We start from the raw sequence: 23,949 nt of genomic DNA, 5'->3' as shown, positions 1-23,949 counted from the left end.
GTGTCTGAGAGCCTTGAAGAACTTAAAAAGCTGAGGCCAAAGATGAGGGGTTCACGTCAAAACGGACGTTTGAATTTTATGATCATGCTCAAGGAGAACGAGATACCCTCGATGTCGGGGATGGCAGGGCGGCTCGGCGTGACCTTGGCCACGCTGGACAACTGGAGCGCCATCTATAGAGGTTCGGGGCTCAAGGGGCTCCTGGCCCCCGAGACCCGTGGGAAAGGCTCCAAACTGATATCGGGCGAGGTCCATGAAGCACTGCGCAGGCGCGTTGAGGATCCCAACGACGGGTTTCGCGGCTATTGGGACGCCCATCAATGGGTGCAGGAGGAGTTCGGGATACGGATAAGCTACAATTGGCTGCGGGAGTATATGAGGGAAAAGTTCAAGACCAGGCTCAAGATGCCCCGCAAGAGCAATGTCAAGAAAGATGAAAAGGCCGTGGAGGTTTTTAAAAAACCTCAAAACCACCTTTGAGCTATTTAAAACCGGTCTGGATAAAGACAGGCCCGATAAATTTGAACTTTGGTTTCAGGACGAGTCCCGCTTCGGGCTCAAGACACAAGTGGGGCGCTGTGTCTCCCCGATCGGTGCACGACCCTTGGCACCCTACCAGCACAGGTTCGACAACACCTATCTATGGGGCAGCTATTCACCGGTGAGCGGCGATAGTTTTGTTTGGGAGATAAATGGGACCGACGGCAGGATCTTCGAGGCATATCTCAATGCCCTTTCCCAAAGTAGGCCGAACATCCAGAACATCGTTGTGATCGACAATGCGGGCTTCCACTCCACCAAGAATTTTGAAGTGCCCGAAAACATACACCTGTTGCGGATTCCCCCCTATTCGCCCGAGTTGAACCCATGTGAACAGATATGGCAGTACATCAAACAGAGGTTCAAGAACATGTTGTTCGACTCCATGGAAGAATTAAAACAGTGGCTCCACGATCAGGTAAGGTCAATGGGTCCCGAGCTGGTCAAATCGATTACCGCAAACAAACTCTATCTTGAGAATTTTATTTCTGTATTTTTATAACGTAATTGGTATAAGTCTTCATCTGGCTTAAAGTATGTTTCTTCCCAAAGGCATCCCACAAAAAGATTCCAGAAATGGCGGTTGGGCAGGGTTCTCCGGCCCGCATCGCACCTAAAGAGAAGCCAAACCAAGGCCACGGTTAAGAGGATGCTCGTATTCTGGCCCTAAAAAAAGGACCGCCCAAGGGCAATCCTCTTTTTTTCGTGGACAGGTTGGCCTCTCCCCGCTTGCGCATCTGGGAGAACCTGCCCCCAGGCACTCCCCAGGTACGTTTTGGAAATGGGTGCAACGGCAAAGTGCGGTCGCTGTCATTCGTCCCACCAAACGGGGGTCACCGGGGTTTGTTGGTTGGCCAGTACATTGGCTTCGTTTCGGTTCAGCTCACTGGACGGATATTCTGCCCTACGGAACCATTGGCCAAAGAAGTCGCTGTCGTCACTGGCCTCTTCCAGCCGTATTTGGAGTCCGGTGAACACCTCATTGGAAAAATCGTATCGTCTAAAATCCACGAAGGTCTCGGGGTTCAAAAAATTGTGGATGTATTTTTCCTTCATGATATGGTGCAGGGCCAAGGCCCCTTCCCCAACCGCAATGGCACCATCGGCAAGATAGAGTGCCCCTTCGTCTTCCACTTCGTACATGGTCATGCTGGCCTGTATGCCCTCCAAGTAAGCACTGTAGGCCTGGGCGTTGGTGCCAATGCTGGTCATGTTTCCGCCGTTGGCCAAAAAGGCGGCCTCTGCCTCAATGAATTTGGCCTCGGCGTAACTTATGAGCATTACGGGGGCATCCACACTAGTGTAAAAACCATCTGTCCTGAACCTGGCATTGGCATCGCTGCCATCGGGGGCCACGCCCACACCACCGCTCACAAAACCCTTGTACTCTTCCTCTCCGCCATTTTCCGCAAAGAGGGGCAAGCGGGGGTCAATGGTGAGCGCCCCGCTCTGGAAGGGATAGTAATCGCCGTTCATGGAGCTTACCAGCTGGCTCCCAATGTCATTGCTCAGGTTGCCGGTGGCCCTGGCCAGGATCTCGGCAGAGTACCATGGATTTATGTTTCTTTCGTCATAGTAGAGGAGAAAATCGTCCTCATTGCTGTTGTAGCCGTTGGCAATGGTGTTCAAAACGGTTTCCGGGGTTACCACGCCCTTGTTCACCAAATGCAACTGATACCGTGCCTTTACGGTGTAGGCCGTTCTGAGCCATTTGTCCATATCTCCGCCATAGACCAGGTCCGCGCTGCCAATGTCAAGTCCGGAGTTGTCCGGTGCCTCCAGGGCCGCTATGGCATTGTCCAAGAGGTCAAAAATCTGTTCATAGACAAACTCCTGCGAATCAAAAGAGGCAAAGTTGTTCTCCGGACCTTCCGTGGCATCGCTGTAGGGAATATTGTCCCAGGTGTCCGTGGCTATGCCCAGGTTCACCGCGGTGAGTATGTCTGCCATTGCGGCGATATGGGTGGCGTTGGTCTCCGCGGCCTTTTCCTTGATCACCTGTACGTTGGGCAACACAAAAAGGTACACCTGGCTCCATAGTCCGCTCGCGGTGGTCTGGCCCGCAGCCCCTCCACCGGTGCCCACAAAGTTCTGGACGTAATTTCCAAAGGATAGCTCGGCGGCCCGTTGTCCCTCCATGGTGCTCAAGATCACCGGGGCCATCAGATCCTGCATGCGCAGCTGATCTACCGTGGCGGTATTGGACGGGGTGTTCACATCAAAATAATCCTTGCCGCAGGCCACGGACAATAAGATCGCCATTAGTGCCACTGCTTGGTATGTTTTTATTTTTTTCATCACGTTCTTATTTTAGAATCCAATATTTACACCAACTGAAAAACTCTCCGCTATGGGAACGCTAAGACCGGTAAAACCGTACACGTTGCTGCCCGCACTGAACTGATTTCCCTCTGGGTCGTATCCCTCAAAGGGTGTCCACAGCAGCAGGTTGTTGGCATTGACGGAGACACTGGCCCCCGAGATGCCCATGTTCTTGATAAAATTGCCGCCCACGGTATAGGTGAGGCCAATGTTTCTCAACTTTACCCATGATGCGTCCTGCACCAAAATTTCCGAGGCCCTATTGTAGTCCGTGGAGCTGCGGTAATAGTCCTGATCGATCAAGGTGGGGGTGGTGTTGGGTATGAAGCCTCCGTTGCCATCGTCCGTGACACCTTCCAGCACTACCTCCTGATCCCTGAGCTCCGTAATGGCCAAGATACCGTTTCGGATGGAGTTCCTCCTTCCGGAGTCGTACAGATCGCCGCCTTTTTTGTATTCCAAAAGAAAATTGAAGCCAATGTTCTTGTACCTGAAGTTACTGCCTATGGAAGAAATGAAGTCCGGGAAGGCGTTGCCCACTTTTTGTCGGTCGGTAAAATCAACCTCTGGTTTGCCGTTGGCGTCAATGTAACGTTGCCCGTCTTCATAGCGCCATCGCCAGCCGTAGAGGGTGCCCATTTTGTCCCCTTCCCTGATTTCCGAGGTGACCCCGGCGAAACCGGCATCGGCGAACACTATGGACTCAATGTCATCGGGGATTTCCAGGACATTGCCCGCACTGGTGGACCAGATCAGGGTCACGTCCCATTGAAAATCAGGTTTTTGGATGATGTCCGCACTGAAGAGCAATTCATGCCCAAAGACCTCAAAATCGCCCGCATTTCTGACAATGCCCGAAAGTCCGGAAGATTGGGCCGTGCCCACCGTAAATATCTGGTCCCTTACCCTGGTGTTGAAATAGGCATAGTCCAAGCGGATGCGGTCTTTTAAAAAGCGGAAATCGGCCCCAAATTCAGTGGATTGGTTGCGTTCCGGAACAATGTCCTGCCCGCCCACCTGGGTGCTTCTTCTAAAGCCACCGGTGCCGGCAAAGGGAAACGCATCATCTACCACAAAAAATTGACCCACGTCCCCAAAACCGGGCCCCTTGCCCACCTCTGCCCATGAAGCCCGGAGCTTACCAAAGGTGAAGACATCATTGTCGCCAAAGACATCCGAGATGTCATAGGCCAAACTGGCCGAAGGGTAGAAGAAGGAACGGTTGTCTTCCGGAAGGGTGGACAACCAGTCGTTTCTGCCGGTCACGGTCAAGAACAATTTGTCCCTATACCCCAATTTCAACTCCCCAAAGACACCCACGTTTCTGCGACGGTTAATGTCGTTGTCAATGAAAAAGTTGGTGGTGTTGCCCACCTCGTTGATCCCCGGCACGTTCAGGCCCTCTCCCCTGGCCTCGTCATACTCCCGCCTAATGTCAGACACTTGATGTCCCAGGGTAAGGTCCGTGGTGAAATCCGGCGTCCAGGATTTGCTCATCGCGGCCAGGAAGTTGGATTCCAGCCCCGTGAAGTTAATGTTTTGGTTCAGGATAAATCCGCCCACTTGGGAGCCCCCGTCCAGATCTGCCCCCACGAACCGGTTCCTTTTGTCGCTATAATTGTCCACTTGGGCGGCATAGGTGATGTTTAACCACTCCAAGGGGTTCCAATTGATGGTGGCATTTCCGATCCATCGGTTAACATCATCGATCAGGCTGCTGTTCTCCATGAGGTACCGCGGGTTGTCAATGATGCCAAAAGAATAATCGCGCTCACTCCCGTCCGGGTTTTGGAAATCGTTTATGGGAAAAGTGCCCGAAAAATAGGAAAGCGCGCTCATCACGGACTTGTCTCCCCCGTTGGCCCGTTTGCCACCGGATTTGGTGTAGGCCACCGAGGTGTTCAACTTTAACTTGTCCGTTACCTGGTACCCGCTGTTTAGCCTAAAGGTGGTCTTTTTAAAGTCGGTATTGGGCAGCACGCCATCCTCCCTGTTGTTCCCCAGGGAAAAGAAATAGTCCAGCTTATCGCTTGCCCCACTGATGCTCAGATTGGCCTGGGTGTTGAAACCGGTGCGGAAAATATCGTACGGACTGTAAAACCGGTCGTTGGAGAGGTCCACATTGGTGCCATCTTCCAAGGTAATGCTGTCATCCGAGTACCTGGGGCCCCAAGACCAGAACACCGTGCCATTTTGCACCCGGTTGAAGCCCGTGGGGGAATTGGGGTCGTAAAGAAGCCGTGGCTCCCCACGGAAACCTTCCCGGAAGGTGGTCTGCAGCTCTGGGGTGGTGCGCACATCCCTAAAGGTGGTGGAAGCGGTAAAGTTGATCTTGGCCTTGCCCTTCTTCCCTTTTTTTGTGGTGATCATAATGGCCCCATTGGATGCCCGTACCCCGTAGAGTGCCGTGGCCGCCGCCCCCTTTAACACGTTAAAGGACTCTATGTCTTCCGGGTTGATGTCCCCGGCCCTGTTGGAAAAGGCAAATTGCTCCGAGCTGTTGGGCGAATTGGAACCCGCACTGGGCCTTACCTCTCCCGAAAAGGTATCATTGTTCAGGGCAATGCCATCCACAATGATCAAGGGTTGGTTGTTCCTGTTGGGATTCACCGAAGTGACCCCACGGATCAAAATGTCCACACCACCGCCCGATGCCCCGGAGGTTCGGTTGATCTGCACACCGGCCACCCTGCCCTGCAGGGTTTCTATGGGGTTCGCCTGCCCAACCAAATTGATGTCCTCGGTCTTTATCTGGGTAACACTGTATCCCAGCGATTTTTGTTTTTGCTCCACACCAAAGGCCGTGACCACCACCTCGTCCAGAGCGCTGGCATCTTCCTCAAGGATTACGTTGATCACCGTACTGGTGCCCACTGTCACGGTCTTTGTCTTGAGGCCCAGATAGGAAAACTCCAATACCTGGCCCTGGGCGGCCGCAATGGTGTACTTTCCGTCAAAATCGGTGGTGGTTCCCGTGGTGGTGCCCACAATGAGCACGGCCACGCCAGGAAGGGGCGTTCCAAATTCATCTTCCACAGTGCCTGTTACCTGGGCGTTCATATAGGAACACAGCAGCAGCACAAAGAGCAGGGAGGCTAATTTTTTCATAGGTGTTTGGTTTAATTCCTGAAAATCATAAAAAAAACTTAATTAACCAAATTTCTTAACATTATAAAGCTAAAATGTTTCAGAAATTGTCATAAAAATCAAGGTATCGTTGAATCCATATTGCGCGCCAGACTTTCGTCATCAGGGTGTGTCCCGAGTACTCGTGACCAATAAAATCAAGACTTTTGCGATTCAGGCGGGTCCGCCCGAACGTGCCATCCGGTACGGGCGGGCCCGCCCGAACGTGCCCTTCGGTACGGGCGGGTAGCCATCGCTGCGGTGAGGGGGCAAGAGTGCGTGCAACGATCGGTTTTGAAGGGGTTTGCAGGCGTGATAAATTTCCATTGCTTAATCTGGGTTTAAAAAAGAAAGGGATCAACAGCACCATTTATGTGATGTATCGTGGAAAAAATGGCATTCCAGGAAAAAGAAAACGGTTCTACCACGAAAGTTGTGGAAACGAAAATGGTATTGGCCAGCGGTAAGGCTGTACGCCGTAGGACGCAAGACAACAAATAGGTCCAATCACAAACACCCGTAAGTTAGGTCTCCAAATTTCAGGGAACCAAAAACATGACATCCTACGTCTTACGTCCCTTGGCCCTATGTTAAATGATGAACCAGGCTACCAGGGGGGGGCAAAAGGAGGCTTTGGACCCGCTACGGCCACCTTGTCCCTCACCTTTGTGCTGTTATACCAGTTCTCGTTTGCAATGCAGCTATGGAGATGGAATTATTTTTTTGGCCTGCGAAAAAGAAACGATTTATCGGCTTATTTTCAATTGGGAAATGGTATTGGGGGTTGGGCAAGCGGCATCCCAAGGACAAGATCCTGTTCTGCCCCATAAAAAATGGCCCCAAGGGGCCATTTACTGTTTCCTGTGTCTTTCCGCTTTTCCTAAAGATTGTAGTTGTCTGCCACGGCCTCTTCCACGGAGCCAATGTCGGCCAGGTAACGTTCGGCGTCCAGGGCGGCCATGCAGCCGGTGCCCGCGGCGGTGACCGCCTGGCGGTACTCCTTGTCCTGCGCATCCCCGGAGGCAAACACGCCGGGCAAATTTGTTTTGGTGGATTTTCCCTCGGTTATCAGGTAGCCGGTTTCATCCATATCCAATTGGCCCTTGAAAATGTCGGTATTGGGTTTGTGGCCAATGGCTATGAAGAGACCGGTAATGGCGATCTCCTCTTTCTCCCCGGTCTGGTTGTTCACCATGCGCAGTCCTTCAACCACTTGGTCGCCCAAGACCTCATCTACCTCCGTATTGTAACGCACCTCTATGTTCTTGAGGCTGTTTACCCGGTGCTGCATGGCCTTGGAGGCCCGCATATGGTCTTTGCGCACCAGCATGGTGACCTTGTTGCAGATTTTTGCCAGATAGGAGGCTTCCTCGGCGGCAGTGTCCCCCGCCCCAACAATGGCCACATCCTGGCCCTTGTAAAAGAAGCCGTCGCAGACGGCACAGGCAGAGACGCCCCCGCCGCGCAAGCGCTGCTCACTGGGAATGCCCAGGTACTTGGCGCTGGCCCCGGTGGAGATGATCACCGTTTCGGCCTCAATGACCTTCCCATTGTCCACCGTTACCTTGTGGATACCGCCCTTAACGGTGCTCAACTCACAAGCGGTGACCATGCCTATGCGCACCTCGGTGCCAAAACGTTCGGCCTGCTTTTGCAACTGCACCATCATCGTGGGGCCGTCTATACCGTCCGGATATCCGGGAAAATTGTCCACTTCCGTGGTGGTGGTGAGCTGGCCACCGGGTTCCATTCCCGTGTACATCACCGGTTTTAAATCTGCCCTGGCGGCATAAATGGCGGCCGTGTAGCCCGCCGGGCCAGAGCCTATGATCAATGTTTTCAGTCGTTCTATCGTATCAGACATATCTTATGGTCTATTTTCTTTTCGTTCGTTGCAAAAATAAGTTTTTGGGTCAAAAAAAGGGCCCCTAACGTATCAAAAGTTTTCCCGCCTATTCCCCTTGCAGCATGGCCACCGTGGCCACCGTCCTAAATCCGGTATGTTCCAAGGAGGAGTCCATGCTGGAGCCCATTTTGGCAGAGACACGATAGCTGGCACAATAAGACGCGCTGCACAGAAAGGAGCCCCCTTTGATCACCTTGTCCTTGGCGTAGGGGTTGTTGGCGGTAAAAGGTTTTGCCGCGCCCTGGGGGTTTTTTAAGGCCTTCCCGGAGGCAGCCACCTCCTTGTAGTAGTCCGTATGGTACCAGTCCGTGGTCCATTCCCAAACATTTCCGGCCATGTCGTACAGGCCATAGGCATTTGGGGGGTAGGATTTTACCGGCGCCCGGAGCTCATAACCGTCTTCCAGGGTATTGTTCACGGGAAATTCCCCCTCCCAGGTATTGGCCTGGGCCCCAAGGGCATCCACCTTGTCTCCCCAGGTGTGTATGTTGCCGTCTTCTCCCCCGCGCGCCGCCAGTTCCCATTCGGCCTCGGTGGGCAATCTTCTACCGGCCCATTCACAATAGGCCATGGCATCTTCATAGGATACCTGCACCACCGGATGGTCTTCCTTGCCCACTATGCTGCTTTCCGGACCATTGGGATGTTTCCAACTGGCCCCGATGGTCCAGTGCCACCATTGGGAAAAATCATAGAGATTGGGCACGCTGCTCTTTGTTTTTTTAAAGGTGAGCGATCCGGGCTGTAAAATGGAATCGTGCGGCTTTGGGGTGCCCTCGGGCACTTGTTTTTTCATCTCCTCCCAATCGATCTCACGTTCTGCGGTGGTCACATATCCGGTGGCTTCCACGAATTGGGCAAACTGGGCATTGGTCACCTCGGTGACATCCATGAAGAACCCGTCCACCGTTACGGGGATGGCCGGTTTTTCATGCTCCATGGCCATTTTGTCTTGGGCCACGGCCCCTTGTAGCAGCGTTCCTCCGGGAATCCAGACCATGCCCTTTGGGGTGGTGACGTCTTCCGGGGCCTCGGTTATGGGAGGGGCCACATCACTTGCTTGTTCCGTCTTTGTTTGCGCGGCCACTTCCGTGGTCTTCTTTTCCTCCTTACAAGCGGCCAAAAACAGCAACACGGCAAAAACACCCATTGGTGCCAACGACATATTTTTTTTCATCTGGTTATATTTATTTGTTTTTTAAGGTCATACCTGCCCGTTCCTTTTCAGGCGGGTGTACTTCGCCGATCAACATTTCGGTGGGTATCCAGCAGGGTTATGGCTCGTTTCATAACTCAATAGCTTCGTACAAACGGGTGGTAAAGATAACCATAATCGGCAGTTATGGCCATCAGGCGGAGGCAAGCCCGTTCGCATTTCATTTTAAACTTCTTTGGGGCGGTTTCCTATGGTGTTTTGGCCAATAGCCCGTTATCCAGGAGCGGCATGTTAAAGCGCTGCAGTTCCGGTGGGGTGCGTTCCCGCTCAAAGATTTGGGCCGCTCGCTCCAATACCTCCGGATGCTCTTGGGCCACATTATCGCTCTCGGTGGGATCGGTCTCCAAATGATAAAGCTCCAGGGTGGCCGGTTCACTGTCCATTACATTTTGGCGCACCACTTTCCAAGGGCCCATCCTCAGGGCCACTTGACCACCGTAGGCCGGAAATTCCCAGTACATGAAGGGGTGTTCTTTTTGCCCCTCCCGTCCCAGAAGGGTGGGCAAAAGGCTAATGCCATTGGTGTCCGATGGTGGACGGTAGCCCGCAATGTCCCCAAAAGTGGCCATCATATCGTAATGGGCCGATGCCAGGTGGCTCTGGGTTCCTTTCCCGATCTTGGCGGGCCAGCTAAAGAACGTGGGCACACGGATACCGCCTTCGTACACAAAGCCCTTGCCCTGGCCATAGGCCTCCCCAAAGGGACCGCCGCTGTTAAACCAAGCAGAATCGGTGCCTCCGGTGAACGAGGGGCCATTGTCCGAGGTGAACACGATCAGGGTGTTCTCAAATTGGCCCTGGGCTTTGAGCTGTGCCACCAGCTTGCCCACATTTTCATCAAAATAAGAGATCATGGCGGCATAGCCGGCCCGGGGGTTTTTGTGGGGAAAATAGCCCCCAGTGTCGCCCAGATAGGGGGTCTCTTCGCCAAATTTCCTTACATAATGGTCCACCCATCGCTGCGGGGCCTGTAGGGGCACGTGGGGCAAGGGCGTGGCCCAGTAGAGAAAAAAGGGCTTGTCCCGCGGTGCCGCCACAAAGTCGGTGAGGGCCTGGAACAAAAGGTCCGGCGCATATTGGGCCAGGTTGAAGTTGGCATAACTTGCCGTATCCAACGGATCTAGGTTTTTTGAAAGGGCCGTATGTGGGGCAATGGTATCGTTTGCCAGATGCACCCGGTTCTTGTTTTCATACAGATGCAACGGATAATAGGTATGGGCCTGACGCTGGCAATTGTAGCCAAAAAAATAATCGAAGCCCATGGTATTGGGCAGGGAATGGGTATGTGGTGCACCCAGCCCCCATTTGCCCACCAGGGCGGTTTCATAGCCCACCTCTTGCAATTTATGGGCCAGGGTCACGGTTTCCTTGGGCATGGGATGCTGCCCCTCCAAGGTAGAGTCGTGCGCCATTGCCAAATAATTGCGCACCTCACCCCTTTTGGCCCATTCGTGGTTGCCCCTGATGTAAGCGTTGCCGGCGTGCTTGCCGGTCAAGAACATGTAGCGCGCCGGCGCGCAGACCGGGGCCCCGGTGTAATGCTGGGTAAAGAGCATGCCCTGCCGGGCCAGGGCATCTATGTGCCGGGTTTCTATTTTCTCTTGGCCAAACACCCCCAATTCCCCATACCCCAGATCATCGGCAAGGATAAAGATGATGTTGGGCCGGGTTTCTTTTTTTTCGGTGGATGCTTTTTTTGACCCTTCCCCGCAGGAAGAAAGAAGCACTGGGACGCACAGCCATAGCGCTCGTATTGAAATCGATGTTGTCTTTAGTCTATTCATTTTGAACCAATTTAACCTCCGTTTTGGTGCATTGCCCGGTTCCCAGCAATCTCCTCGGGGGCAAGCCACAAGGGGTTATGGGAAACTGAATTTTAATGTCCAGGCAAGCCTCGGAGCATAAAACCCTTTGGCGGTGCCAATGAGAGCCGTTTGAAGCATTGGAACCACCATGTGGTCCAGGGGATTTTTTTCCCTACCCTACCACCAAGGCTTCCTTCATAATGGTCACGGGATGCAGTGCCTTTCGCTTTGTGCCGTCATAGATCTGGTGCCGGCAACTGGTGCCATTGGCAGAGATGATGGTGTCTTGCGGAGATTTGCGAATGGCCGGGAACAGCTTTAGTTCCCCGATCTGCATGCTCACCTCATAATGCTCCTTTTCGTACCCAAAAGACCCCGCCATACCGCAGCATCCGGAGGGAATGAGGGTTACCTTATAATTTTTGGGCAGGTTCAGCACATCGAACGTCACCTTTTGGTTGCTCAGCGCCTTTTGGTGGCAGTGCCCGTGTATCTTTATGGTCCTGGCCTGGGTGGTGAACTGTTCTTGCCGCACCTCCCCTTTTTCAATTTCCATTGCCAGAAATTCCTCCAAAAGAAACACGTTCTGGGCCACGGCGGCGGCGGTCTCCGCATTGGGGTACAGACGTTTGTACTCGTCCCTAAAGGTAAGAATGGCCGAAGGTTCCAAGCCTATGAGGGGAATTCCTGCACGGGCAAAAGATTTCAATCGGGGCATGTTCTTTTCCGCCAATTGCTTGGCCTGCTTTAAAAACCCCTTGGAAAGGAAGGTACGACCGCTCTCGGCATAAAAGAGCTCCAGATCGTACCCCAGGCCGGTGAGCAGTGTTATGGCGTCGCGGCCCAGCTCAACATCCAAATAGTGGGTAAACTCGTCAATGTACAGTGCCAGTTTCCTTTTCTTTGCCCCGTTGCCGTTAACGGCGCGCTTTAAATGGGCATCAAAATCAAAACGGTGCACTTGGGGCAGGCTCCGCTCCTTGGCCACCCCCGCGGTTTTCTTGAGCGCCCCGCCCAATACGGACGACTTGTACACGGCATTGGTGAGTCCGGCCACGGCACTGCCCAGTTTGTTCAGTTTGGTATTGTGGGCAAAAAGCTTGCTGCGCAACGGGTAGCCGTTTGCTTCTTGGTATTGGTACAGAAATTCGGCCTTGAGCGTGGCCACGTCCACATTGCTGGGACACTCGCTGGCACAGGCCTTGCAGCTCAGGCAGAGATCGAACACTTCCTTGAGCTCTTTTTTATCAAAACGGTTCTTGTTTTCCGGGGCGGTGGTAAGGAATTCCCGGAGTGCATTGGCCCTTCCCCGGGTGGTATGCCGCTCATTTCGTGTGGCGTGGTAACTGGGGCACATGGCACCGGCCATTTTTTCGGTCTTTCTGCAATCCCCGCTGCCATTGCATTTTTCCGCGGCCTTTAAGATGCCCTCGCTGTCGGAAAAATCAAGTAAGGTGGGTATTTCGGGTTCTGCCCGGTTTACCTCATACCTAAAAGATCGATCCATGGGGTAGGCGTCCACGATCTTTCCGGGGTTAAAGATGCCCTTGGGATCAAAGTACGATTTTACGCGGCGCAACAGTTGGTAGTTCTTTTCCCCGATCATGATGGGGATGAACTCTGCCCGCACAATGCCATCGCCGTGCTCGCCGCTGAAGGAGCCCCTATATTTTTTGGTGAGGTGGGCCACCTCGGTGGTAATGGCCCGGAAGAGCCCCACATCTTCCTGTTTTTTCAGGTTCAAGATGGGCCTTAGGTGCAGTTCCCCGGCCCCGGCATGGGCGTAGTAAACCGCTTTTTGACCATAGCCCTTCATGATGGCCGTAAACTCCTGGATAAAGTCCTTGAGATCTGGGAGGGCCACCGCGGTATCCTCTATGCAGGCCACGGCCTTGCGATCGCCCACAATGTTGCCCAGCAGTCCCAGTCCGGCCTTGCGCAGTTCAATGGCCATCTTGATCTGGGCCCCATAGAGCACCGGGCTGGCATAACTGTTGCCAGATGCGGAGATGGTGTCCTTGAGTTGGGCAATGGCGGCTTCCAGGGCGGCCTCGTCCTGCCCGCTCACCTGGAGCATGAGCAGGGCCTCGGGATCCCCTTCCACAAAAAACCGGTTGGCCCTTTGGGTACGGTTGTTCTTGGTACAGTCCAAAATCACCTTGTCCATCATTTCACAGAGTTGCAGGGAGTGGCGCATCACCGGCGCCACATCGGCCAAGCAGGCCTCCAGGCTTTTGTAATGGGTCACCACCATGGCGGTCAAGGGGGGCGGCAGGGAATCTAGCTGCAGGGTAATGGCGGTGGTAAAGGCCAAGGTGCCCTCGCTGCCGGAAAGCAGTGGGCACAGGTTCATGCCGGGCTGGCCACCACCAAAGACGGCGCGATCCAACAGGGTGTCCACCGCATATCCGGTATTTCTGCGGTGTATCTCGGGTTTCGGGAATTCGGCTTCTATTTCCAGCCTTACTTCCTTTTTTATAAGCTCCTTGTGTATGTTTTTGTAGATGGATGCTTCAAGTGAGGTGCCGTTTAATTTCTCTTGATATTCCGTATCCGAAAGCGCTTTAAAAACGGCTTCACTGCCATCCGAGAGTACCGTGTTCAGGGACACGACCTTGTCCCTGGTAACCCCATATTGAATGGACGTGGTGCCCGAAGAATTGTTGCCCACCATGCCACCGATCATGCAGCGGTTGCTGGTGGAGGTATTGGGGCCAAAAAAGAGTCCGAAAGGCTCTAAATACTGATTGAGCTCATCACGGACCACCCCGGGCTCAACCGTAACCTGCATGTTTTCCTTGTCCAAGGAAAGGATCTTGGTAAAATGTTTGGAGACATCCACCACCAGCCCATCGCCCACGCACTGTCCGGCCAAAGAGGTCCCGGCGGTTCTGGGGATGAGCCCCAAGCCGTGTTCCGAAGCGAAACGCACCACGGTCTTTATATCTTCCACATTTTTGGGATATACCACGCCCAGGGGAATTTTACGGTACACCGAGGCATCCGTGGCATAGAGGGCCCGGGTGAGCCCATCATCCAACAACTCACCTTGAAGCTCTTTGGAGAGCTGTTTCAGCAAATTCTTCAAAATAGCACAATTTTGGGCCCTAAGTTAAGTTTTATTGTTTGAGTCCCGGTAGGGAAAGGTGTATTTTTGAACTTAATTTAAACGAGAACGGATGAAATTTTATGGACTACTTACATTAGCGCTGTTTTTTGCCATGACGGCAATGCGGGCACAGGAAATAAGCGAGCATGCCCTGGGACTTCGATTGGGCGACAGTGATGGTTTTGGTGCGGAAATCTCCTACCAAAAATCCATTGGACAAGCCAACCGCGCCGAAGTGAATTTGGGCTGGAGGGACAGCAGAAACTTCAGCGCCTTTAAATTGGCGGGGGTTTACCAATGGGTGAGGCCCATAGAAAATGGCTTTAACTGGTACTACGGCGCCGGCGCCGGTGTGGGAAGTGTGGACTTTTCAAATGCTCCCTTGGTGGATGAGGGCGGTGCCTTTGTCTTTGCGGCCGGAAACATAGGCATAGAGTACAACTTTGATATCCCATTGCTACTTTCCCTGGATTTTAGGCCAGAATTGGGCCTGGTGGGCTATGACGGTTTTGGCGACAGTTTTGACTTTGACATTGGGCTTGGCATACGCTATCAGTTCTAGAAAAGGCATTGTATTTCAAGAAAGGGGCCCTGGTTTTTTGCCAAGGGCCCTTTTTCTTTCCATAATGGCTATATTTGTGGGCTAAAATTAAAATTATGCGAAAGACAATGTTGGCCCTTCTTTTTGTCGTGGGCCTTATAAGCTGCAACAGCACACCGGAAGGATTCACCATAAAAGGTGATCTGCGGGGCGATTTGCAGGACAGCACCAAGATTTTCCTCAAGAGAATTGGCGACATGAACCAACCTGTGGATGTGGACACCACCTATCTGGTCAATGGCAAGTTTGAATTTACGGGCAATGCCGCAGGTCCCGAACTCCACTATCTTTTTGTGGACAACAGCAGGAATTTTGCCGCCATTATCCTTGAGAATGGGCCCATAGCCTTCAGTGCCCAAATAGACAGTATGGGCTTTGCCGAATTTGGGGGCACCCTGCAAAATGATATTTTCTCCGATTATCTGGAAACTTCCCGGGAACTCACGGCACAGGCCAGAAACATCCAAATGGACCTGCAGCAGGCCCAAATGTCCACCGACCCCAACAAGGACGCCACCATGACGTCCCTGCAAGACGAAATGAAGGAACTGCAGGAAGAATACCAGGGGTTCGAGGCCAAGTTCATTGCAGACCACCCCAATGGCCTCATATCGGCAATGCTTTTGGAGCGCGCGGTGGCCACCCAGAACATGAAGGCCAGCGAGATAGAGGAGATGTTCCAGGCCCTTACCCCTGAAATCCAGAACAGCGTACAGGGCAAAAAGGTAAGCGAGGGGCTGGAGAAACTGAAACAGGCCGAAATAGCCGGTAAGAACACCGCCATTGGTGCCAAGGCCCCCAATTTTTCGGGCCCCAACCCAGACGGCGACATCGTTGCCCTGAACGATGTGCTCGGAAAGGCCACCTTGATCGATTTTTGGGCGGCATGGTGCAGACCCTGTCGCGCCGAGAACCCCAACATCGTGTCCGTGTACAACAAATACCACGATAAGGGTTTCAATGTCATAGGCGTATCCCTGGACCGTACCGCAGAAGCTTGGAAAAAAGCCATTGAAGATGATGGCCTGGTCTGGCACCAGATCAGCAACATTGCTTATTTTGACGATGAGATCGCCAGGCTCTACAACGTAAATGCCATTCCCGCCGCCTTCCTTTTGGACGAAAACGGGGTCATCGTGGCCAAAAACCTCAGGGGGGCCGATCTGGAACGCGAAGTGGCAAAGCTGTTGGATTGATGGCTTTTGTTGATTGAAGCAAGCACTTTTACAAAAAGGGTTTGTCTCTAAAAAGACCGGCCCGGAACACATTGTTCCGGGCCGGTCTTTTTAATGTGGGGCATTGGCCCAATGGCGATTGCCACCAACGTCCATGCCGCTGTAATGATGTTTAAAACGCCCCCCTGACATCGCGGTAGGTGCCCTTTACCGAAGCACTGCCGTTTTTGTTCACCTTCCCAAAAATGTTCACCACAGAGTTGTCACCTATGAACTCCAAAGTGGCGCCATCGTTCAGGGTTAGGTCTCCAAAGAGGGTAAGATTGCCCTCTATGCGCAGGGTGGCCCCAGAGTTCACGGTGATGTTGCGTCTCCTGTTGTTCCTCCCCACCACCAAGGTGCCGTTCATTTCAAAAAGGCCATCGCTGTTCAGGTTTACATCATTCCTGACCGTCCAGGACCCGCACAGCAATAGGGTTCCGTTTATGTTCAGGGTGTTGAATCGCTTTGCGCCCCTGTAGGCCACTTCCTCGCCTGAGTTCACATTTAAATTGGCACTGCCGCGATAGGCCTCCAAAGTGGCACAGCGGTTAACCAAACTGGCATTGGGCTTGTTCAGCTTTATGATTTGGAGCCCTTCCCTTCCCGAAGCGGCAAAGGCATAGTCTCCTTGGGAAGCCACAAAATTGATGGAGCCTTCCAGCTGGATGATGCCCACCAACGATTTGTTGTCCCCATCCTCTTCTGAGAGGCAAAGCCCGGAAGCCCCGTTGGCCATTAACAGCACCCCCTCGTTCACGGCAACGGCATTGGTCACATGGTCTGCCGGGTTTCCTTCGGGCTGCAACATAATGGGCACATATTGTACAAACTGCCCCGTGGTGGCATTGTAAATTCCGGCACCTTTGGATCCTTCGGCAACCACAATGTTTTCATCATTGAAGTCCAGGGTGCGCTTGGTGTTGAAACCAAAATCGGAATCTATGGCGATATTTCGTAGGGGGGAAAGCTCACTGTTTAAAATGCTCACCCCCTGGCCCGCATTGAGCACGGCAATTTCGTTGCCCTTCACGGCCACGGAGCGAAGATCGTCAAACGGGGATTCCTTTAATCGTTCCAGATCATCTTTGTCATATACCGCAATGATGCCGTCCCTGCCACTGGTAAGCAGCACCTTGTCGCCAACAATTTCGATATCCGTGGCGTTGTAGCCGGGCTGAAATCCGTAGAAAACGCCCGCATCCAAATTGAACCTTCCGTTCACTGCCTGTATCTTGGCCACAAAGGAGTTATCCGTGGCCGTGACCGATTTTTCTGCGTCCACGCCGCCGGCCAGGTACACATGGCCATCACTATAGGCCAACGCGTTGATGTCCGCATTGGTGTAGTACAACCTGGCGGTGATTCTGGGCGTGGTGGGGTCTGCAATGTTAATGATATCCACCCCGCCAACATAGCCGTTTTCTGGGGTGTTGTAAGACACATAGGCGTAAGAACCATCAATGTGAACGTGGGATGCGGTAAGGTTTTCACCGCCACGGAAAGAGGGCACATCCACCTGTGCCACCAAGGTCAGCGGATAGTCCCCGGCCATCTCCTTTTCGGCAGATTTGCCGCTTAGGTTGTCTTCTTCATAAATATCGAGCACACCGGAACGCTCGTACAGGATGCCGTTGTCCAAAACGGTTTGGTCCGTTTCCGTTCTAATGTCGTCCGCAGCGGTCTCATAGATGGTGGTTTCATCACTACAGCCAAAAAACAAAAGGGAAAGCGCAACAGGTAGTAGGGCTAATCGTTTCATAGGGAATAAGCTTTGATAAGTTTGGGTAGGCAGTAGAACGAGCCAAAACAAAGCATCTTATGGAAACAGCCCCTTTTTCGATGAATTACAGGGTTTTAAAGATAAATTATGTAATTTAGTAAGATTAAACTTACATTATATCTTCCCCATTTTACCCAGAACAAAAAGGAGCACAATGGGAATGGCCAGCAGAAGCACCATCAAGGTATCGGAGAGCAAAAGACTGGGAAGAAAGAGCAAGGTGGTGGCATAACCTCCCACGGCACCACCAAAATGCGCGGTATGGCCTATGTTGCCCACCCTGCTCTTCATACCGTAAATCGAGTAAAGCAGGTATCCGATGCCCAGTACATAGGCGGGAATGGGCACCGGTATGAACATAAGGTAAAGCGAGTCATTGGGCTGCAGCAAAATGGCCGCGTACAGCACACCGGTAACGGCACCACTGGCCCCAACGGCACTGTAGTAGGGTTCATCTTTATGGAAAAACAGGGCCAGCAGGCTTCCCGCAAGGAGACTGATGCCATAAATGATCAAAAACTGGGTTGGGCCAAACCACGCGATTACCACATCCGCAAAAAAATACAGGGTAAACATGTTGAAGAAAAGATGGGCCAGGTCCACGTGCAGAAAACCAGAAGTGGCCATACGTTCGCGCTGCCCGGCCTTAATGGCGGCCACGTTAAACTTGTAGCGGTCAAAGAACTGGGGGTCGTTAAATCCTTTTAGGGACACCAGGACATTGGCAACTATAATGGCAATGGTGGCTATGTGGATATCGTTCATGGGGCTGCTAAAGTTTGGGGCCAAATATAGCTATATTTGCCCATTATAACTTTCTATGCAACGCCTGGCCTTTATTTTGGTATATCCTTTTTTGTGGTTCATATCCATTTTGCCCCATAGGCTTTTTTACGCCTTTTCCGATGTGGCCTTCGTCTTGGTCTTCCATATTGTCGGTTACAGAAGGGACGTGGTGCAGGGCAATCTTAAACTGGTCTTTCCCCGCAAGGACAAGGAAGAACTTGCACGATTGGAAAAAGCCTTTTTTAGGCACATGTGCGATATGTTCCTGGAAACCGTGAAAACGATGTCCCTGAGCAAAGAACAGGTGCAAAGGAAATACAGGGTGCAGAACATGGAAGTGCTCCGGAAGCTCGAAAAAGAACGCAGTGTTTTGATTCTGTGCGCCCACTACGCCAATTGGGAGTGGAACGTAAGCATCAACAACTATGTGGATGCCAAGGGCTATGCCGTGTACCAACCCGTTAAAAACCCTTATTTCGATGCTTTTATTCGTAAGGTCAGGGCCCGCTGGAACACCACCCTCATTACCCAAAACCAAACGGTGAAGACCGTGGTGCGGAACAAACGGGACGGGGTCATCGGTATTTTTGGCATGGTGAGCGACCAATCTCCCCAACACCACCGTGCCCAATATTGGTCCCCGTTCATGGGCATCAAAGTGCCCGTCTTCAACGGGGCGGAGACCATGGCCCGGAAATTGGATCTGGCGGTGGTCTTCCTAAAGGTGAGCAAGGTGGGCCGGGGGCACTATGAGGCCCGCTTCATACCCATTGCCGATCGTGGATCGCAAACCGGGGAGCACGAAATCACCGAGACCTTTCTGCGCCTTACCGAGGCCCAGATACGGGAAAGACCCGAGCATTACCTATGGACCCATAAGCGGTGGAAACACCGGGGGAAGCAACCGGCAGCTTTTGCCAAATCCTTGGATTGAACCCCGCCAACGGCAAGGCGCCCCAGCCCCCGTCTGGGTACCCCATCCATATCCACAATTTTATGTAATTTAGGGGAATTCTAAAACATTGGTGGATATGATGGAAATATTGGAGGTTCTTTTTCAAGAAATAATAGGATTTTTGGGCATTTCCAACGCTTGGGAAATTTTGCGTTCTGGAGACTATGCCGCCTTCAGGACGTATGACGGGGTGGCCTCCCTCATTTACCCCATCATCCCGCTCCTACTGTTGTTTGAGCTCATCTTGGGGGTCATTCACAAAAAACCACAGACCAAGGTGTACAAGGTGAACTTTTTGATCTATGTGTTCAACAGATTTGTGGGACGTTTTATAGCCATAGCCATGGTCACCTACATTATTGGACTGTTACAGCCCTTGGCCCCTTTCCAGACCTCATTTACCTGGTACTGGTTCATTTATGGTTACATTGTATGGGAGTTTGGCCATTTTCTATATCATTATTGGGGACACAAAGTACGTTTGTTCTGGTGCCTGCACAGTACCCACCACGCCCCCGAAGACATGAACCTGTCCGTGACCCACGCCCATTTTTTTCTTGAGGCCCCCTATGCAGACGCCATCCGCACCACGGTATGCATTCTCTTGGGGATACAGCCAGAGCTGTTGTTCCTGATCATGTTCGTGGACGGGACCTGGGGCGCTTTTATCCATATCGGGGAAAACGTGATCAAGGACGCCCGTTTTGGCGCTGTGGGCAAGTTTATCTTAACCCCCAGCCATCACCGGGTGCACCACGCCAGAAACCCCTTGTACATGGATACCAACTTTTGTAATCTACTGAACATTTGGGACAAGGTTTTTGGTACTTATCAAGAGGAAAAACCAGAGGTGCCCGTAGAATATGGCATTACGCGAAAAATGGATTCGGGCAATTTTTTTGATGTCTATTTTGGCGAGATCGTGGCCTTGGCAAAAGATGTATGGAACGCTCCGGGCGCCATGAACAAGATAAAGTACCTTTTTATGCCTCCGGGATGGCACCATCTGGGACAGCACGAAACCGCAAAATTGGTTCGTGAAAAATGGTTGAACGCCCAAAAGACCGCCGATCAAGGGGTAAAGACCAAAGTGGCGTAAACAATGCAATGGTCGCTGGCGTAGTTTTCGCAGTGCACCCCATACGCCAATACTTCCCAGTGGTGTTTCTTGTCGTACAGGATATGGTCTATGTTCATGGTGGGCGCATGGGCGGGCCAAGTTGCCCTGTGGGCTTCTTCATGGTCCGGTTTTATAAAAAGCTGCCGTAAAATCTCCAGGGGCCTGCTGCCCGGGACATCGTTTAGATCTCCCAAGAGCACCAACGGCATGTCCACATCCTTAAGGGCAGCCACCAAGGCCCTGGCCTGCATGACACGGTCCGTATCTTCTTCCAAATGGTCCAAATGGGTACCCACAAGGGCCAGGTGATTCCCGTTTTTTGTCCGTACAACGGTCTTTAGGGCCGCCCGTGGCTCTGAGGTGGGCAAATGGGGCAGGCTTATGTTCTCCGAGGACAGGAAGGTATATTTAGAGAGGACGGCCTCGCCGTAGGCTCCCCCATCATAGTCCATGGCACGGCCAAAAAGAGGGGCCATCCCAACCCTAAGGCCCAATTCGGTGGCCAAATCCATTTTTTTGGCCCGGTGGGTCATAAAATCCACTTCCTGCAGGGCCACCATATCCGGATCAAACCGCCTGATCACGCCCGCCAGGGTATCCAGGTTAAAATCGTTCTTTACCGTGGCGCCGTGCAGTATGTTAAAGCTCATGACCCTAAGGGTGTCCCGCTCCCCTTGTGCCCTTACGCCCAGCACCAAAAACAAAATCCCCAGACAGACCAGCCGCCGGGGGATAACAATATAAGGGAGCCCGCCCATTACAGGCCAGCTATTTCCTCCAGTTCCGCGATCATGCGATCGGCAAGGGCATCGGCAGCTTCCTGGCTCTTGGCCTCCGTGTAAATGCGGATGATCGGTTCGGTATTGGATTTCCTTAAGTGCACCCAATTTTCTGGAAAATCGATCTTTACCCCGTCTATGGTGCTTATGTCCTCTTTTGCGTATTTCTCCCCAATGGCCTTTAAAATGGCATCCACATCCAACCCGGGCGTTAGCTGGATCTTCTTCTTGCTCATAAAATAACTGGGGTAACTTGCCCGCAGTTCTGCCACGGTGCCTCCCCTTTCGGCCATCAGCATTAAAAACAGGGCGGTGCCCACCAAGGAGTCCCGTCCGTAATGGCTCTCTGGGTAAATGATGCCCCCGTTGCCCTCACCGCCAATAATGGCCTTGTTGGCCTTCATCTTGGTCACCACGTTCACTTCGCCCACCGCGGCGGCCTCATAACTGCCCCCGTGCTTTTCAGTAATGTCCCGCAACGCCCTTGAAGAAGAGAGGTTGGAGACCGTATTGCCCTTGGTCTTTCCCAGTACATAATCTGCACAGGCCACCAAGGTGTACTCCTCCCCAAACATTTCCCCATCATTGCTTATGAAGGCCAAGCGATCTACATCTGGGTCCACCACAATACCAAAATCGGCCTTTTCCTTCACCACCAGTTCACAAATGTCCTTTAAGTGCTCCTTTAAGGGTTCCGGGTTGTGCGGAAAGTGCCCCGTGGGATCGCAGTAAAGCTCCACCACTGCTACCCCCAGTTCCTTGAGCAGCTTGGGTATGGCAATGCCTCCGGTGCTGTTCACACCGTCCACCACTACCTTGAACTTGGCCTTCCGGATCACATCGGCATCCACCAGGGGGAGGTTCAGCACTTCATCTATGTGGATGTCAATATAGCTGTCGTTCCTGGTAATGGTGCCCAGGTCATCTACCTCAGAAAATTGAAATTCCTCTTTTTCGGCGATGTCCAAAATCTTTGCCCCCTCTTTGGCATCCAAAAATTCGCCCTTCTCGTTCAAGAGCTTCAGGGCGTTCCATTGTTTGGGGTTATGGCTTGCGGTAAGGATAATGCCACCGTCCGCTTTTTCCAGGGGCACGGCCACCTCCACGGTGGGCGTGGTGCTTAGGTCAAGGTTTACCACATCAATGCCGAGGCCCACCAAGGTGCTCACCACCAAATTTTGGATCATTTCACCAGATATCCTGGCATCCCGGCCTATGACCACCTTTAGCTGGTCCTTTTGCGCGTGCTCCTTTAGCCAGGTTCCGTAGGCCGCGGCAAATTTAACCGCATCCAGCGGGGTAAGATTCTCTCCGGGGCCGCCTCCAATGGTGCCGCGTATTCCTGAAATGGATTTGATCAGTGTCATAGGTTTTGTATAAGTTTGTGCAAATATACATGCTCGGGCACCAATTGGGCCTTTGGCAATTCGTAAATTCGACCTGAACCCAGCTACCATCGGCCAATGAACTTCCTTGCCCATATTTACCTTTCCTTTGGCGATGGCCCCACCAGTGTGGGCAACTTTATAGCGGACAACATCCGGGGAAGGAAATACCTGCACCTGCCGCCGGACCTCCAAAAGGGCATCTTGCTGCACCGGGCCATTGACACCTTTACGGACGGCCATCCTGTTCCCAAGCGAAGCAGTAAGCGGCTCCACGCCAATTATGGCCACTATAGCCGGGTGATCGTGGACCTGTACTATGATCATTTTCTGGCCAAAAACTGGACATCGTACTCGGCCGAGCCACTGGAGAGCTTTGTGGCCAACTTTTATGCGCTATTGGAAGAGCACCACGCCCTTTTGCCCGAGCGGGTACAATACATGCTTCCCATCATGAAGGCCGAAAATTGGCTGTACAACTACGGGAACCTAAACGGGATGGCCCAGGTGCTCCGCGGAATGAACCGCCGTACCGGTGGGCGCTCCAAAATGGATTTGGCCATCCGGGACCTTCGGGAGCACTATACGGACTTTGAAACCGATTTTACCGATTTTTTCCAGGAATTGGTTATCTTTTCCCAACAAAAGTACTTCGATCTAAAAAACGACTGATCATGCTCAAATCCTTTATGTTCTACGTAGTTTGCCCGCTTTACATTCTCTGTGCTGGCCTGTGTTGCCCAGTGGAGAACGATCCTGTTTTTGAAAGATACGAAGCCAGTGTTCCCGATGCGGTTTTTGTGGACAATGACCAAACGGCCTACCGAGTTGGGGACACCCTGTGGATCAATTTGGGGCTGCCCTCCCAGCTCACGGATGTGAATGGGTTGCCATTGGACCTTGTGGAACTGACGGAGGCCACAGAGGCCTTTGCCTCTTTTGGACTTTTTCTAAAGACGGAATTTGACAATGACGCACAGCTGAACCTCTCTGAAAATGAGATCGTGGAGGAGATCGGCACCCTTTCCACCAATGAATACGATAGCCAATTGGGCTCTGCCGCACTGCTCTTTGACGGCGTGTACCAAGCGCGGCACGGCATCTTGCTTCCCCAGGCAGGGGAGTTCATCTTGCGCTTTTCCCATTTAAGCCCTGATGGGGATGCCATTGTTTATTTCTTTAGTTAGCCATCCCCCGTTTTTTAGTTGAGCTTTAAATTCAGTTGCCCTGGGAACGGATCGGGCACCGCAATTTCTATTTTCCATCTGATCCTTACCGGCATCAGCAGTATCGATACCACCT

18 protein-coding genes are annotated in these 23,949 nt (G+C 52.5%); 8 read left to right on the top strand and 10 right to left on the bottom strand.

The window, feature by feature from the left end; translation table 11 throughout:
• Positions 1 to 42 precede the first annotated feature (42 nt).
• A complete protein-coding gene (locus ACKWCC_RS18235) occupies positions 43 to 480 on the top strand; it encodes a winged helix-turn-helix domain-containing protein (RefSeq protein WP_413997408.1) in 438 nt (145 codons plus the stop codon).
• Positions 434 to 1,042 carry an IS630 family transposase gene (locus tag ACKWCC_RS18230; RefSeq protein ID WP_413997407.1) on the top strand — a complete coding sequence of 203 codons (609 nt, stop codon included), beginning with the start codon at positions 434 to 436 and terminating at the stop codon, positions 1,040 to 1,042. Before ACKWCC_RS18235 ends, ACKWCC_RS18230 begins: the two co-directional genes overlap by 47 nt.
• Before the next feature lie 308 nt (positions 1,043 to 1,350).
• Here ACKWCC_RS18230 and ACKWCC_RS18225 read toward each other — a convergent pair whose 3' ends face one another.
• The 6 genes from ACKWCC_RS18225 to ACKWCC_RS18200 all read right to left on the bottom strand — a co-directional run bounded on the left by ACKWCC_RS18225 (position 1,351) and on the right by ACKWCC_RS18200 (position 14,006).
• Positions 1,351 to 2,838, bottom strand: a complete 1,488-nt coding sequence (locus ACKWCC_RS18225; protein ID WP_413997406.1) for a SusD/RagB family nutrient-binding outer membrane lipoprotein — start codon at positions 2,836 to 2,838, stop codon at positions 1,351 to 1,353.
• 12 nt (positions 2,839 to 2,850) lie between these two features.
• Positions 2,851 to 5,970: a SusC/RagA family TonB-linked outer membrane protein gene (locus ACKWCC_RS18220; RefSeq protein WP_413997405.1), complete on the bottom strand. Its 3,120-nt coding sequence runs from the start codon at positions 5,968 to 5,970 to the stop codon at positions 2,851 to 2,853.
• 898 nt (positions 5,971 to 6,868) lie between these two features.
• On the bottom strand, positions 6,869 to 7,852 hold the full coding sequence (gene trxB / locus ACKWCC_RS18215; RefSeq protein WP_413997404.1) for a thioredoxin-disulfide reductase: 984 nt from the start codon (positions 7,850 to 7,852) through the stop codon (positions 6,869 to 6,871).
• A gap of 88 nt (positions 7,853 to 7,940) precedes the next feature.
• A complete protein-coding gene (locus ACKWCC_RS18210; RefSeq protein ID WP_413997403.1) occupies positions 7,941 to 9,071 on the bottom strand; it encodes a formylglycine-generating enzyme family protein in 1,131 nt (376 codons plus the stop codon).
• A gap of 227 nt (positions 9,072 to 9,298) precedes the next feature.
• Positions 9,299 to 10,894, bottom strand: a complete 1,596-nt coding sequence (locus ACKWCC_RS18205; RefSeq protein ID WP_413997402.1) for an arylsulfatase — start codon at positions 10,892 to 10,894, stop codon at positions 9,299 to 9,301.
• A 193-nt stretch (positions 10,895 to 11,087) separates the two neighbouring features.
• Entirely contained in the window at positions 11,088 to 14,006 is a 2,919-nt protein-coding gene (locus tag ACKWCC_RS18200) for an FAD-binding and (Fe-S)-binding domain-containing protein (RefSeq protein ID WP_413997419.1), read from the bottom strand.
• An 88-nt stretch (positions 14,007 to 14,094) separates the two neighbouring features.
• Here ACKWCC_RS18200 and ACKWCC_RS18195 point away from each other — a divergent pair, with 88 nt between their 5' ends.
• Positions 14,095 to 14,586 carry a hypothetical protein gene (locus ACKWCC_RS18195; RefSeq protein ID WP_413997401.1) on the top strand — a complete coding sequence of 164 codons (492 nt, stop codon included), beginning with the start codon at positions 14,095 to 14,097 and terminating at the stop codon, positions 14,584 to 14,586.
• Positions 14,587 to 14,681: 95 nt separating this feature from the next.
• A complete protein-coding gene (locus tag ACKWCC_RS18190; RefSeq protein ID WP_413997400.1) occupies positions 14,682 to 15,821 on the top strand; it encodes a redoxin domain-containing protein in 1,140 nt (379 codons plus the stop codon).
• Between the two features lie 151 nt (positions 15,822 to 15,972).
• On the opposite strand, the gene ACKWCC_RS18185 is transcribed toward ACKWCC_RS18190, so the two are convergent.
• Both ACKWCC_RS18185 and ACKWCC_RS18180 read right to left on the bottom strand, forming a co-directional pair.
• Positions 15,973 to 17,601 (bottom strand): LVIVD repeat-containing protein, encoded by a 1,629-nt coding sequence (locus ACKWCC_RS18185; RefSeq protein ID WP_413997399.1) that lies wholly within the window; start codon positions 17,599 to 17,601, stop codon positions 15,973 to 15,975.
• A gap of 135 nt (positions 17,602 to 17,736) precedes the next feature.
• On the bottom strand, positions 17,737 to 18,387 hold the full coding sequence (locus ACKWCC_RS18180) for a rhomboid family intramembrane serine protease (protein ID WP_413997398.1): 651 nt from the start codon (positions 18,385 to 18,387) through the stop codon (positions 17,737 to 17,739).
• Positions 18,388 to 18,442: 55 nt separating this feature from the next.
• Here ACKWCC_RS18180 and ACKWCC_RS18175 point away from each other — a divergent pair, with 55 nt between their 5' ends.
• Positions 18,443 to 19,342 (top strand): lysophospholipid acyltransferase family protein, encoded by a 900-nt coding sequence (locus tag ACKWCC_RS18175; RefSeq protein ID WP_413997397.1) that lies wholly within the window; start codon positions 18,443 to 18,445, stop codon positions 19,340 to 19,342.
• Between the two features lie 97 nt (positions 19,343 to 19,439).
• Entirely contained in the window at positions 19,440 to 20,462 is a 1,023-nt protein-coding gene (locus tag ACKWCC_RS18170; RefSeq protein ID WP_413997396.1) for a sterol desaturase family protein, read from the top strand.
• Here ACKWCC_RS18170 and ACKWCC_RS18165 read toward each other — a convergent pair.
• Both ACKWCC_RS18165 and glmM read right to left on the bottom strand, forming a co-directional pair.
• Positions 20,435 to 21,241 (bottom strand): endonuclease/exonuclease/phosphatase family protein, encoded by an 807-nt coding sequence (locus tag ACKWCC_RS18165; RefSeq protein WP_413997395.1) that lies wholly within the window; start codon positions 21,239 to 21,241, stop codon positions 20,435 to 20,437. The two genes, ACKWCC_RS18170 and ACKWCC_RS18165, sit on opposite strands and share 28 nt — an antisense overlap.
• On the bottom strand, positions 21,241 to 22,629 hold the full coding sequence (gene glmM / locus ACKWCC_RS18160; RefSeq protein ID WP_413997394.1) for a phosphoglucosamine mutase: 1,389 nt from the start codon (positions 22,627 to 22,629) through the stop codon (positions 21,241 to 21,243). Before glmM ends, ACKWCC_RS18165 begins: the two co-directional genes overlap by 1 nt.
• A 96-nt stretch (positions 22,630 to 22,725) precedes the next feature.
• Between glmM and ACKWCC_RS18155 the strand changes: the two genes are divergently transcribed.
• Both ACKWCC_RS18155 and ACKWCC_RS18150 read left to right on the top strand, forming a co-directional pair.
• Entirely contained in the window at positions 22,726 to 23,319 is a 594-nt protein-coding gene (locus ACKWCC_RS18155; protein WP_413997393.1) for an acyl carrier protein phosphodiesterase, read from the top strand.
• A 2-nt stretch (positions 23,320 to 23,321) separates the two neighbouring features.
• A complete protein-coding gene (locus ACKWCC_RS18150) occupies positions 23,322 to 23,834 on the top strand; it encodes a hypothetical protein (RefSeq protein WP_413997392.1) in 513 nt (170 codons plus the stop codon).
• The last annotated feature ends 115 nt before the right edge of the window (positions 23,835 to 23,949 follow it).

The organism is Maribacter aquimarinus (assembly GCF_047345505.1).
Lineage (GTDB): Bacteria > Bacteroidota > Bacteroidia > Flavobacteriales > Flavobacteriaceae > Maribacter.
Note: the sequence above shows the minus strand (reverse complement) of the source record. Positions and strands in the feature narration are given on the sequence as shown.